This window comes from Flectobacillus roseus (assembly GCF_030056595.1).
In the GTDB taxonomy this organism is placed as follows: Bacteria; Bacteroidota; Bacteroidia; order Cytophagales; family Spirosomataceae; genus Flectobacillus; species Flectobacillus roseus.
Genome location: NZ_JASHIF010000008.1, coordinates 263,886 through 278,692 on the forward strand (window position 1 = coordinate 263,886; position 14,807 = coordinate 278,692).

Sequence of the window (14,807 nt, forward strand, 5' to 3'; positions counted from 1 at the left end):
GCCATTTTCTAAAGATTAATTAACTATATAAATAACTATGTCACTTTCTAAACTATCTGTGCTTGTTGGGGCATCCTTGGGTTTGTACTCATTTATTCACCAGCCAGCACCTACCTCAACCTATTCTTCTGAGGTTTTTACAAAGGTGGATACCTTAAACCGTCCTGACGAAAATCGTTTTACCAAAACTGTACTATCTAATGACCTCAACGAGCCTATGGAATTGGCAGTTGCGCCCGATGGTCGTGTGTTTTTTGTAGAGCGTGCAGGTAAATTTTATGTGTACGAACCTGCCAAAAAGAAAACTCGTCTGTTATATGATTTTCCTGTAAAAGCGGTCGACAAATACCTGAATGGGATGTTGGGGATGACAATTGACCCAAATTTCAAAGAAAATCACTATCTGTATTTCTTCTATACGATTCAGGATAAAGAACAAACTAGACAACGTATTTCCCGTATCAAAGTTGATAGCGAAAGTAATCTTGATTTGGCTAGCGAGCAGTCGATTATCGAGTTTCCGATTGATTTGGAGGTGAGTGCGCACACAGGAGGCTCACTGGCTTGGGATGCTCATGGCAACCTATTTATTTCAACAGGTGATAATACTGTTCCGTTTGAGTCGAGTGGACATGCTCCTATTGATTCTCGTGAAGGACGTATTACGTTTGATGCACAGCGTTCGGCAGGAAATGCCAATGATTTGCGTGGTAAAATTCTCCGTATTCATGTCGAAAAGGATGGTTCTTATACTATTCCAGAAGGCAACCTTTTTCCAAAAGGCACTGCTGGTACTCGTCCTGAAATCTATGTAATGGGTTGTCGCAACCCTTATCGTATTTCGGTAGACCCAGCAACTTCGATTGTGTATTGGGGCGAAATTGGTCCTGATGCAGGAAATGACGGTGTGCAAGGTCCTAGAGGTTATGACGAAATCAACCAAGCCAAAAAAGCAGGTAACTATGGTTGGCCATATTTTGTAGGAGATAGCAAGCCTTATCATCAATATGATTTTGCGTCGAAAAAGGTAAGTGATTTGTTTGAGCCAAACGCGCCGATCAATAATTCACCAAACAATACTGGTATCAAAAACCTTCCTCCTACACAAAAAGCGATGATTTGGTACCCTTACAACAAATCGGCTGAGTTTCCAGAATTGGGTGTCGGTGGGCGTTGTGCGATGGGTGGTCCTGTGTATCATTATGATGCGAAAATTGCGAATAAAAGCAAAATGCCATCCTATTACGATAAATCCCTTTTTATCTATGATTGGATGCGTAACTGGGTATTTGCAGTGAGATTAGATGAAAATCAAAACTACCAATCAATGGAGCAATTCATGCCAAAATCAGGTGATTTCCGTCGTCCAGTAGATATCGAAATTGGTCAAGATGGTTGTATGTATATGCTCGAATATGGCTCGGTATATGGTATAGATAACGAAGATGCACGTTTAGTAAAAATTGACTTCAATGGTGGGAACCGCGCTCCAGTGGCAAAAGCGATTACACAAGATACAATTGGCTTGGCACCTATGACAGTACAGTTTAAAGCTGATCAAAGTGTTGACTATGATAAAGGAGATAAGCTTTCTTATTTGTGGAAATTTGAGGCAAACAAAACTTCTACAGAGATCAATCCAAGCTATACTTTCAAGAAAAATGGTATCTATAAAGTATCATTAACCGTAAAAGATCAGGCTGGATTGAGCAATACTCAAACTTTAACTATTAAGGTAGGAAATACTCTTCCTGATGTGGCAATTTCTACAGACGAAAACAGTACCTTCTTTAAGGCAAATGCTGGCAGTTTAAAATATGCTGTAGATGTGAAAGATCAAGAGGACAAAATGATTGATCCAAAACGTGTAAAGGTAGTTTTGAACTATATTCCAAAAGTGAGTAGAGAACCACAAATGGGTCACCAACAGTTGACTTCTACTTTTAGCTTAGGAAAATCATTGATTGCGGGTTCTGACTGTAAAGCTTGTCACCAACTCAATGCACCTTCGGCAGGTCCTGCTTTTAAGGAGGTTGCTAAAAAATACCGTGATGACAAAACCGCTATTGCCAAATTAGCCAATAAGATTATTACTGGTGGTGGAGGTCTTTGGGGCGACCGTGAAATGAGCGCGCACCCACAACTTTCAAGAGAAGAAACTACTGAAATGGTAAAATATATCCTTTCGTTGGGTACCGAGCCTGTTGAAAACCGTATTGCTCCAAAAGGAACAGCATCTTTGAAAGAACACGTTGGCAAAGAGCAAGAAGGTCGCTATGTAATTACTGCTTCGTACACAGATAAAGGTTCATTGGTAGCTCCAGCAGGAAAACCCAAAACGATACTTGCATTGAGCAAAACTGCGACTTTGGTATTGCGCCCGAATCGTGTTTATGGTGCCGAAGCCGATGAATTACATAATCTTGGTCGTCAAGACAAGCGTTTGGGCTTTATTCACAATGGTTCATATTTTGTCTTGAAAAATATCGATTTGAAAGGTATTGGTGAATTAACCTACAAATTCTCGTCAAGAGACAAGGCGGCCACAGTGGAAGTTCATACTGGTTCGCCAACAGGTCCTGTGATTAGTACATTGTCGTATAACCCAACAGGTGCATGGGATAAGTACGCCGAACAAACTGCGAGTATTCAATCACCAACGGGCAAACAAGATTTGTATTTTGTCTTTACCAAAAAAGATACGCCAAACAAAGACTTGTGTAGCCTAGAATGGATTGAGTTTAAGTAGTTGTGAGTTGTGAGTTTAAAATTTTGAACATCAGCACTTTATGCTCAAAATAACTTAAATTTTCTGATTACTTGACAAAAGTAAAGGTCTCTAGTTCAAGACTTAGTCTTGGACTCATTTTTTTAACAGTTTAATACTGTTTTGGTAAAATTGAGCGACGAACTGACAACACTTGAATGCTTCAATTTTATTTTCTCCACGAAGCAGTTGAATTGTATTTTGCGCTAATGCTTATTAGAACTTCTGTTTTACAAAAATTAAGGATTACGTCCACGTTTCCGAAATCAGAAATCCCAAATCCACAATAGTTTGATTGCTCTATCGCCTTGTTGACTAACCATTGACAAGGCGATTTTTTATTTTGAAAGAAAAAGTATCCTTTACCTTTTTCACACAATCCATAAGAGAGCATTTTATTATGTTTTAAATTAAAAACTCTGCATTTATAATTGAAAATATTCTATACCTTCGTAATCTCAAATCAAATTAATTTCCTTTCAATTGACACAAACAATTATGAAAACCCAACCTACCTTGAAGCACTTGATGCTTTGTACCTTATTATTATTATCATTCAGTTCATTTTCTTTTTCAGGAATTACTATTTCAAAAGACAGTACCCGTGCTTGGATTGTCCAACTCAGCAGCAGTTTGCCAGCAGGTTCTGATACTACTTTGTCAAAATGGATTCGTGATGGTCTCAGCGAAAGTATTCTAAAAGGTACTTTTGACACGACTTCAAACAAGCAGAAACTTTACACCGACCTAAACAATGCTTTGAGTATTTACCACAGAAAGGTAATTATTCGTAACTTCGATTTTCCTGGCATAGCTAATGGGTCTTATCAACCTAATGGTTTTTCGCAAGGAACGCAGTTTGCTAATTTCAAGGTAAAGTTACCAAGTGGCAGTTTTGACCCAGATTTTGCTGTAAGCTATGCGCCAGATGTAATGTCATTTGTGAATAATACCGCAAGTTTGGAGCAATTACCAGAAGGGACAAAATTGTATAGAGTTTGTAATGATGGATGGGATCAATTTACAGGTGGCTATTGGACTCGTACAAAACCAACATCCATCTCGGAAGTAATTGGTGGAACTGCTGTTCAACCAGAATGGAATAGCTTTAAAAATATCGTGGAATATACCGTTCCTGCGGGAGGTATCTGGGTGTGGAGAGGATTAGCGGCAGCACAAAAACTCTCTAACAATTTAAATATTGGTCAACCATATTTAGCAGGTGGAGGCGAACAAATTTTGATTCCATTGGTGTATCGTAGATTAAAGAAAGCAGATGGGAGCTTTGATTTTAGAGCAATCAATCCTGCTATGCAAAATAGAATAGTAGTATTACCAGCCAACGAATTACCATGGAAACGTTAACTCCCGTATATCTGAGATTGCTCAAAGCCAATTTCGAACATTTAGTTCAGTGCTTCGCTGAGCAAGAATCACTTACAGGTCAAACAGGTTTATTATTAAGACTGAGAGCAGAAGATATTTTATCAAACTCGTTGAGTCAAGCATTGTCAACACCAGAGGTAACCGACGAAAATCTTCAATGGGTTCGTGAGGCGGTGATGACATATTTGAGATTTTACCCTGAAAATATTACCAGTAGTAATCTCGCAACCCTCGATGACGAAATCGATATGATACTTCATAGAATTATGGAGATAGCAGAACACTTAGAATGATGAATTGCGAGTTGTGAATTATCCTTTGTCCTTGCCTAAAATAGGTTGCCTTTGAGGCAAGGACAACTCCTCACTCAAAACTCAACACTCAGCACTCAAAAAAAACTCCTCACTTAAAACTCCAAACTCAACACTAAAAAAAATACCCCCTCGTCCATATAGATGAGGGGGATTTTTATTATCATTCAGTTTTTCACTTATCTACTTCTATTTTACGTCCCAGAAAATCTTCGCGTCACGCGTATCTTTTGCTGAAACTGCGCTATAGTTCGGGTTGAATGTACGCTCACGACCAGGGTAAGTCAATCTGTTTGGTGGCAAAGCAAAACCTGAAGTATTGTCCGCTACAAATGTCAACTGAGGATATTTTGTACGACGAAGTTCAGACCAAGCTTGTACCGATTGCATAAAGCCAAATTGTACCCATTTTTGTGTCCAAATCAAGGCTAATTTTTGAGCCGAAGAACCAGCATATTTAATCGTTGAGTTTGCCAAAAAGTCATTTACAGCTGCGGCAGATGGAGCCGCCAATTTTGGAGCTGTACTATTGCTCAAATTGTTCAAAGCATAGTAATAAGCAATTGATTGAGCGACACCTTTGTTGTAAGCCGTTGCTGCATCAGTTGTAGTTCCCCAACGCTCATACGCTTCTGCTTTCAACAAATGTGTTTCGGCAGAGGTAAAAATTACGCCAGGCAATTTGCTGTTATACACAAACGTAGCTGAGTCAAGTACTGCATATTTACCATTAGTAATGTTGGTAGCTTGGTCAGTTGAGTTCAAGTCTAAAGGCATTGCATAATAATCAGCATTGGCTACCCATTTGCTACCATCTTGACGACCACCTTTGTCATAAATTACCGCAATACGAGGGTCATTCGCAGGTTTTAACACTTTGTCCAATAAGAACGAAGCACCCAAATGGTTGTTTGACTCATAGAAAGCATTACGCAAATTGTCGATATAAGTCGTTACTGGGTTCAACAAAGCATTGTGAGTTGTTTCTTCCAACAAAGGATATTGCGTTGGGTTATTCAACATTTCCAATACCTCTGCTTTTGCTTTAGCTTCATCTACGAATGAAATACGCATTAGAGCACGCAAACGCAAAGAGTTGGCCAAACGACGCCATTTTGTAATATCGCCTTGGAAAAGAATATCTTGTTTTTTGAACGACCCAGCCGTCACACTGCTCAAATTCGCCGTAGCAAAGTAGTTCGAAGCATCTTTCAAACCAGCAATTACGCTATAATATACCTCCTTCGCATCGTCGAACTTTGGCGATGTAATCGAGCCATTTAAGTTCAACATACCTGCTTCAGAAAATGGAATATCACCCCAAAGGTCAACCATTTGAGCAGTTTGCTCCAACATGGCTACTTTCGCTGCATTCACAAATACGTCCGCATTTTGTTTTTCTGCTGCAGAAAGTTTAGCATATTGTTTTTCTATTTCACGATAATGCGCCAAAGGACCGCTACCGTTACCATTAGTTGTATAAAAATCACCCCAACGTTGCTCGGTATATTGCGCTTGTTCGCGGTAAATAAATTTATCGTTGGTATAAGAAATTACTTGAGAAAATACCCCTGCGTGAGTCAACGCAAAAGTACGCATATCCCAATATTTTGGATAGATACGGTCGTTGTTGAGAATTTGGGTAAAAAATTTCTCAACAGATGGAGTCGTAGTCTGTTCTGGGTTGAGGTACAAGTCACCGAGTTGGTCTTTACAGCTACTCAAAGTAGCTACAATCGCTAACATTGCACTTATTTTGATGAATGTCTTTTTCATACTTTTCTAAATAAATGTCTGATTGGTTGATTAAAAACTAGCGTGTAAAGCCACACCGAAGCTACGAGTTGCTGCTGTTGAACCTTCGTCGATACCTTGACGGTTCCAGCTAGTACCAATTGGTGCTTCTGGGTCAAGATTTTTCAAAGTACGGTACAAGTAGAATAGGTTACGACCAATCAAAGACACACGAACATTTTGCAAACGCAATTTTTGAGCTACCGCCGAAGGCAAAGTATATGACAAAATTGCTTCACGAACTTTTAAGTAACTGTTGTTATAAACGGAACCATTTTCATACCAACCTGACGAACCCCAAGTGTAAGTGTTCATGTAATATGAAGCAGCATCAATGATCTTAGTATTTTTCTCGCCACTTGCCGTTACACCATCTAACAATACACCATCATGGTATACTTTACCACCGTTTGGCGCAGTTGCTGTGTGGCTTGACAACAATACGTTGTTTCCACTACCGTCAACATAATATGGTAAACCACCGTTTTCGGCATCACGATATTTCATTGTTGATTCAAACATACCTGCACCTGTTGCATACAACAACGGATTTGACACCAATTGCCCACCAATACGGTAATCCATGTTGATATCTAAACTGAAGTTTTTGTAGCTAAATGAGTTCAAGAAACCACCTACCAATTTCGGCATTACGTTACCTACTTTTTTGTAGTCAGAAGTCAAAGTATATAGACCGTCTCCTGAAATAATGTAGTTACCTTTTGAGTCAGTCGCACGTACGTGAGTGTAAATATTTCCTAAATAATCACCTTCGTCAGCTACAATTTTGATAGCAGATTGATCAGCATCATAAGCCACTAACTGAGGAATACCTTTTGCCAACTTCTCAACTTTTGTACGGTTAATAGCAGCATTGATACGTGTGTTCCAAGTGAAATCACGTGTTTTGATAGGAGTTGCATAAATCGATGCTTCCCAACCAAAAGAGCGAAGTTCACCTACGTTGGCCAATACCGAGCTAGCACCAGTACTTGTTGGAATAGAGGTTTGAAGAATTTGATCTTTGATACGGCTATTGTAATAAGTCAAATCAAATCCTAACTTATTTTTGAAGAATTTTGTTTCTAAACCAAATTCATTTTCAAACTTTTGCTCAGGTTTGATATTGTCATTACCATAGCTAGAACTTGCTCTTAAAGCAGGAACTGCGCCATAAGCTGTTTGCAAAATCGTTTGAGAATAAGTTGTATTAGCTACATACAAAGGGGGTGCATTACCAACAACACCATAAGAAGCACGGATTTTACCGTAGTTCATAAAATTAGGCATTTGAAACGCATCCGAGAATACAAAACCAGAGTTTACCGAAGTATAGAAATAGCTGTTATTTCCTGCTGGCAAAGTCGAAGAATATTCCTGACGAGCAGTACCTTCTACAAACAACATATTTTTGTAAGCTGCATTCAAAGTACCCAAGTAAGCAAACTTAATCATTTCCCTACGTGAAGCACTAGCATTCAATACGTTCGTAGAGTTGTTCATACTAAACCAGTTCTCGATTACCAAGCCACCATTTGTACCAACTGATTGGTCATAGTATTTTTCTTGACGACCTTGCACACCAGCAGAAGCAGACAAATCAAAATCTGTATTCAATTTTTTAGCATAAGTCAACATCGCATCGCCATACACGATTGAGTAACGACCACTTGCTACACGGTATTCACCAGTACTATTTCCTGAGTTAAATAAAGCGGGAAATTCGTTGTATTTCTTTACTTCAGTACCCAAACTAGTAAAGTCATTTCCTACACGACCACGCAAACCAAATTCATTGTTGATTTTGTAGTTCAAGGTAACAGAGCTTAATACACGGTCTTGGTTTTCGTCTTCGCTATTACGCAAAGCATTCCATAACAAATCCATAATATCGCCACCACGAATGTTGTATTTGAAAGCTTCTGAAGGATTACGCTCAGGAACGTTGTATGGTACATATTTGTATCCTTGTGACGTTTGATAATGATTCAAGAAGTTGTTCATATCCTCCGCACGGCTGTAAAAACCTCCATAGTTAGCTGTCACACGGTTGATTTGCTCAGGACGGTTATGCACTTTTGAGTTGATATAACTTACTACTACATCGGCAGTAACTTTATTACTCAATTTTACAGAAGAGTTTAAGTTGAAAGTATTACGTTTCAAATTACTTCCACGCATAATACCAGCGTAATCTGTACCTGTGTAAGAAAAACGGTAAGAACCTTTGTCAGTAGCATTTGAGAAAGCAGCGTTCACCGTTGAGTTATAACCTGTCTGATAAAAATCATTGAAGTTATTTGGTTTAGCGCTATAAGACTGCATAGTTCCATCCCACCAAGGCATCATTCTACCATCCATTTTAGGACCAAATTGTCCATAAGCTCTAAAGTTAACACGCTTAGAACCATCAGGATTTGTGATAAAACCTTCTTCATCAGCACCAACTGCAAGATTTGTAGCACGGTCATAACCTGGGCCGTAAACATTCTGATATTGAGGCGTAAATGCCACACGTTCTTGGTTATACGTGTAGTTTAATTCAACGCCTAACCCTTTGCCTTTTACACCAGATTTTGTTGTAATAACAATTACACCATTTGAAGCTTCAGAACCGTAAAGGGCTGTTGCTGATGCACCTTTCAATACTGACAAACTTGCAATATCAGCTGGGTTGATATCCAAGATACCATTACCACGGATACGTTGATCATCCCAATAACCGCCATTGTTCAAGCCATTTGCACCTGCTTGGTTAAAATCACGGATTACGATACCATCCACAACATAAAGTGGTTGTGTGTTATAATTCAAAGAGTTAACGCCACGTACTTGCACGTTTACAGCTGAAGTTGCACCACCTGGCGCCGTAGAGATTTTAACACCTGCTACTTTACCATACAAGGCCGAAGCAAAGTTGGTATTACCCGAAGCGGTAATTTCCTTGCTAGAAACCGTACCAATTGAATAACCAAGGGCTTTTTGTTCACGCTTGATACCTAAGGCCGTAACAACCACCTCGTCAAGGTCTTGAGAAGTAGATTCCAAAACCACGTCGATGGTTGTACGTCCCGACACTTCAACGGTCTTTGTAGCGAAGCCCAATGATTGGAAAATCAAAGAGGCATTTTTAGCAACTGAAATAGTATAATTACCCGAACCATCTGTTACTGTACCCTTTGTGGTACCTTTCACTAAAATACTTACGCCTGCTAGGGCTGATTGATTGCTATCCACGACCTTTCCTTTGACTACCTGCTGAGCCATTACGAACTGTCCAGTCAAAATCAAGAGTGTAGCAAATAACGTAGTAAAAATTTTTCTACATGCTTTCATTGTTAGGAATTAAAATGATGAAAATTGAAAATTGGAGCTCTGATTGAGCGAATTTGAAATAAATAGTTTTAGAGTGTTACGGAGAAAAAGCTTCCCTCCTTTCATTGTTTTTCATGGTTTAAATATGGTAAGTTGATGCGGTTTTGAAATCTTTTTGGCTATTAGTATTGAAAGGCTTAGTTAGATTTCGCAACCAAATTAATAAAATAAATTATTAAATATTAATTTATTGTAAATTATTTTAATAATAAGTTTCACAGGAAAAATACTCACCAAAAGCAAGATAATTCCAACAAAATATCTTCAAAGTAGAATTTTCAGGATAAAATCAGTTGCAATTTAGGTTAAATGAGGAAGCAAAAGATTAAATGTGTTTTTAAAATATTTTATTAATAATTTTTAAAAACATCTCAAACCCTTATCTTAAAAACTCATTTTCAGATAGTTACACAATACTAAATACTACCTTCATGGGCTTATTGGTGATTTTTTTTAGCTTTTAATGCTTACCTCAAAAAAATTCCTCCAAGAATACAACAGAAGCCGTATACTTGGAGGAATAAGAACTTTGATATATCGCTAATCCTAAGGATTCATTCCATTCTTTTTCACTTTCAACTCATCTGGTGCGTCTTTGGTGTAAGTATTAAAATTAGGATTGTAGGACTTGTCAAAGAGATTTTTCACTACCTGTAAATCTACCGATGTCTGTGGATTAAACGCCGAAGAGGCCATATACTGCTGCAAGCTATAAGCTAATTGGCGAGCTACGGGTCTTGTATCTAAATTCGAACTAAGGTCTGCGCTACAAATCAATAGCTTTCCTTTGCCCACTTTTGCCTCCACAATCAAACCCAAAGGTCTATTCAAAAACCAAGTATCTATGGGTTGAACTACAGGCTTGAATCCTTTTGGAAATTCATCTAACAGCATCACCTGTGTTTTATTGACTAATTCCCACCACTGCACGTTGGCGTGAAAATCTGTAGGAAATGATTGGAAGGCTGGATGTTTAGGATCACAGACAAAACCCAAAGTATGTGGAGGACGCATTTTGAACCATGAGGTATTCCAAAAAACAGGTTGTAGATAATTAACGACTTCTTTCCCCCTTTCAATTTTCCCTGCAGCCTGTAAAAAGACCTTTCCTCCTTTTTCCAAAATCTGCAAAGCTTTGTCATCTAAACTATTACATGAATAAACTTCCTCTGATTTTATAGCTGGCAAAGTTGTTGGATATACCCAAAACGCCCACTCGTTCTGAATTGAAGAACCTTTGATAGACGCTTTAAGTAATAGTTTTTGTGCTTGATTAATTTGCTGAGGATTAAACGTAATTTTTCCAACTGACAGGTTATTCCCAATAGCATAATCTGCGGGCTGAAACTCACCTGCTTCCACAGGTTTCCCTTCTGAATCAACAATTTGCCATGCAATTACTGCTTTTGACAAGGCTTTTTGTCCAAAATGAAAGAGTTCTACTGGTATATGAATATTTTCATTTTGTTGAAAAACAAACTTAGGAAAACGAGTTAAAATAACTGTTGAGTCACAAAATTGACGGAATTCTTTGGCATCGATATATCCTTTTTCCTCCCAAAAACTATCAAGTAAACCGACCAAAGCAGTTCCTTGTCCTGAATAATCGTTGAGACCTAACATCTGAAATCCTGCCGAAAGTGGCGTTCTAAATGCCATTTCCATTTCGTGCTTGTAACTAATGGCTTGTAGTTTTCCAGAAGCCATAAAGAAATCTTTGCCCCTATCTGCCATTCCTCTATCCTTCAAATCTTCTTGGAAAAGTTCATAGTTACGAGCCTCATAAAGTCCTTTGTACTTTTTGATTTCATCAAAATTAGGGAATACACACCATTGACCTAACTCGTGAGTAACGTAAGGGACTGTAAAGTTTTTGACCTTATCTCCAAAATCAGCACTGCTTGATGGAAGTTTGTCCCAAGGCAAACCGCGTGGTCCTGACTTAATCATATATTCGTTAGCAGAAACTAATGGCCAACTCATAGCTACCGAAGCACCTGTATATTTACGACGAGGGTCCTTCGCTTGCCAATATTTGATAAACTTTGTCAAATAATCTACCTGCTTTCCTCCTCTTGGTTCGTTGCCATAAGCCAACATACAGAAGGATGCATAATTCCCGTAAACTTTCGCCATACGGTTGGTTTCGTCCATAATGTATTGGTCAATCGGGTGACCATCGCCCAAAGACGAACCGTGATTTGCCCAACTTGGCCCTTCAGGTTGCAGATAAATACCCACTAAATCGGCAGCAATAAAGGCAGCTTCGGGAGGACAATACGAATGAAAACGGAAGTGATTCAATCCGTAAGATTTGGCTTTTCTGAAAACTTTTTCCCAAGATGCCACATCCATTGGTGCATATCCAGTCAAGGGAAACTGGCAATTTTCAACCGTTCCTCTCAAGAATATTGGTCGTCCATTTATTTCGAAACGAGTTCCATTAATGGCAAAATCTCTCATGCCAAACTGAACATCTCTTACCGATTGCACACCTTCCTTCGTAGAAACTTGCACACTTAACTTATACAAAGCAGGTACATATTCATCCCAAGTTAGGAAATTGTCACCCATTGGTAATGTGTAAGTTAATGTATTGCTTCCCTTATCCGCTCTAAAATCTACCACAAGAGGAGCAACTGAATGTTGTTTGGATGAATTGAAGCTTCTGGCAGAAAGGCTAATTTTCCCTGAAACCGTTGTGGTCAGATTATTTTCCAATTGAATCACTACTTTAGCAAGCTTTTCTTTTACACTCGGATATATCTGCACATCCGAAAGCCAAACCTGTCCTTCGGTACCCAATTCCATTTTGCCAACAATGCCATTCCAGTTTCCTTGCGTGTGATCCGTAATACTGTGAGAATCCTTTCCTACGTTGATTTCTTTTGTCTTATTGTCAACACGAACTGTTATCGTATGCTTGCCAGTACTGAGTTTGCCTGTTAAATCATAAACATGGGCTACACAAAGAGAATTTTGCAGTCCTATTTCCTGATTATCAATCCACACGCGCGTTTCGTAATGTGGACGTTCAAGATTTAGCCAAATACGTTGATTTCTCCAGTCAGACGGAATAGTAATATCTCTTTGGTACCATGCACCGCCTACATAATGTTTTTTAGGAGTAAGCCAAAAGGGGAATTTTGGGCGAGGACCTTGGCGATACTTTGCCATGCGAGGATTAAAATACCATGAGCTATCATAAATACTCCCTGTCCATTGGGTCTGAAGTGTTACGGCATTCCCTTTACCATTTTCAAGCATTGAGCCTGGTAAATTTACCTTATCTTTTAGTTTTTGAGAAAACCATTTTTCTTGAATACCCTTATCCAAGGAGTCAATCGCAAATCGCCATGTACCTTGTAGATTAAGTTTTTTTGATTGCCCTATCGAAGCGAAACTTAGGAGGACAAATAATGCTATGAATAGATTTTTGAGGTTTTTTTTCACGGTTAAAGTAGTAAGTTAAACAATCAAAAATGGCTGATTAAGATAAAAAATCATAGAAAGCCTAAATTGTCAAATATAACTTGTAAAAATCTACACTCCATCATGTATCATCCTGATGATTGTCGATTTCCTGATCCAAGACAAAGTCTTGAATCAGTTATCTCTAGTTCGAGACTTTGTCTCGGACTCACTCTTGCTTCAGTTTTAAAACTGTTAAAAAAATAGGTCCAAGACAAAGTCTTGAACCAGTTATCCCTAGTTCGAGACTTTGTCTCGGACTCACTCTTGCTTCAGTTTTAAAACTGTTAAAAAATAGGTCCAAGAATAAGTCTTGAACCAGTTATCTCTTCTGCATTCTTCAATACTTTTTCATTCAAAAGACTTCAAATCAAGCCTTTTTTAAACGAGGCTTGATATATTGATGATAAAATTCTGGGTAAAATCTAAAAGCATAAATAAACGGATGAAGCACATTTACTTTTAGTTCTTTATACAAAATTACTTGTCCTATGATAAAACCTATGATGCTCGATACTAAAGTTGCCCTCGCTGCTCCCATCACCCCTTGCGAACTGATCAAAAAATAGTTCATCGCAATATTCAAACAAGCTGAAAAAACTACCACAGAAAAGGTCAGTTTTGTTTTTCCGATAGAGTCGATTACAATACCAAATTGACGACCAAAAGGTACAAAAATGCAATACAATAACGTGATTTTCAATAAAGGAATCGAGTCATCGTACTTTCCTCCAGCTATAATATTGACAATTAAATCTGAAAATAAATACAGAAAAATAATCGCTGGAATCACCAATGCTAAGATTGTTCCTACCGATTTTTCATACAAATAGCGAACACCATCGATACCCTCCTGCGCACGCTTGGCACTTTGTGGAAATACAATGGTAGCAATAGAATTAGTAGGTATTTCTATCAGATTGGTAATTCTTACTGCCACATTAAATGCCCCCGAAGCCACAGGAGAAAGCATAGCACCAAGCATCATTTGATCAATCGTTCCAGATAGAATAGAGCTTACCGATGTACCAAAAGTATATTTCCCGAAATGAAATAATTTACTAATCCATTCTTTGTGTAACTGTCGATCCAGTGTCAAATGTTTTCTGGCATAGCTATATCCGATTAAGGTCGCAATTACAACCGCCACAATTTGAATATACACTAGGTACGCTAATGGTATGGTAAACTTAGTAACGAAGCAAACCAGAATAAATAAAAATAGTACAGCCTGACGCACAAAGGTGGTAATGAATACGCCATTAAATGCTAAATGCGCTTGCTCGACGCTATTGAATATGGCTAAAACTCCTGAGAGTAAAAACGTGATATTATGCACATAAAACATCGGCTCCAACTCAGGCGTATGCCACATTACACTGAGAAAATGTGAAAAAATCAAATTTAGCAATACACAAAAAACCGAAAGCGATGCGCTAATTGTTACCGAAGCCGTAATAATTGGGGTTTTCTCTTCGGGTTTCGCACCTGATAAAAATTTCACTAACGCATTCCCTATCAAACCATTACGAATTACCTCTAAAATAGAAGTGGTAGTCATAAAGAGCGTCCAAGCGCCAAACTGATTTTTGTCCAAAACACGTACCAACATATAAAATCCTCCAAAGCCAAAAAGTACGTTTGTCAAACTTTGGAGAATATTCAAGAAACCAGATTTTAACCAATAGTTATTTGCCATACGG

Annotated in this window: 7 protein-coding genes; 3 read left to right on the plus strand and 4 right to left on the minus strand. The window is 38.4% G+C overall.

The features are described 5' to 3' along the window. The first annotated feature begins 37 nt into the window (after positions 1-37). The 3 genes from QM524_RS10055 to QM524_RS10065 all read left to right on the plus strand — a co-directional run bounded on the left by QM524_RS10055 (position 38) and on the right by QM524_RS10065 (position 4,446). Positions 38-2,749 (plus strand): PQQ-dependent sugar dehydrogenase, encoded by a 2,712-nt coding sequence (locus tag QM524_RS10055; RefSeq protein ID WP_283344470.1) that lies wholly within the window; start codon positions 38-40, stop codon positions 2,747-2,749. 516 nt (positions 2,750-3,265) lie between these two features. After that, positions 3,266-4,132, plus strand: coding sequence for a hypothetical protein (locus QM524_RS10060; protein WP_283344471.1), 867 nt, complete (start codon positions 3,266-3,268; stop codon positions 4,130-4,132). Next, a complete protein-coding gene (locus tag QM524_RS10065) occupies positions 4,120-4,446 on the plus strand; it encodes a hypothetical protein (protein ID WP_283344472.1) in 327 nt (108 codons plus the stop codon). The genes QM524_RS10060 and QM524_RS10065 overlap by 13 nt, the downstream gene beginning before the upstream one ends. Positions 4,447-4,653: 207 nt before the next feature. Here the strand turns inward: QM524_RS10065 and QM524_RS10070 are convergent, their stop codons facing one another. The 4 genes from QM524_RS10070 to QM524_RS10085 all read right to left on the minus strand — a co-directional run bounded on the left by QM524_RS10070 (position 4,654) and on the right by QM524_RS10085 (position 14,803). Further along, a complete protein-coding gene (locus QM524_RS10070) occupies positions 4,654-6,240 on the minus strand; it encodes a SusD/RagB family nutrient-binding outer membrane lipoprotein (RefSeq protein ID WP_095163949.1) in 1,587 nt (528 codons plus the stop codon). Positions 6,241-6,270: 30 nt separating this feature from the next. Continuing rightward, entirely contained in the window at positions 6,271-9,594 is a 3,324-nt protein-coding gene (locus tag QM524_RS10075; protein WP_283344473.1) for a SusC/RagA family TonB-linked outer membrane protein, read from the minus strand. 585 nt (positions 9,595-10,179) lie between these two features. Continuing rightward, the gene (locus QM524_RS10080) at positions 10,180-13,086 is read right to left on the minus strand and encodes an exo-beta-1,4-galactosidase (protein WP_283344474.1); all 2,907 of its coding nucleotides are present in this window, start codon (positions 13,084-13,086) and stop codon (positions 10,180-10,182) included. 388 nt (positions 13,087-13,474) lie between these two features. Beyond that, on the minus strand, positions 13,475-14,803 hold the full coding sequence (locus QM524_RS10085; protein ID WP_095163946.1) for a flippase: 1,329 nt from the start codon (positions 14,801-14,803) through the stop codon (positions 13,475-13,477). Between the last annotated feature and the right edge of the window lie 4 nt (positions 14,804-14,807).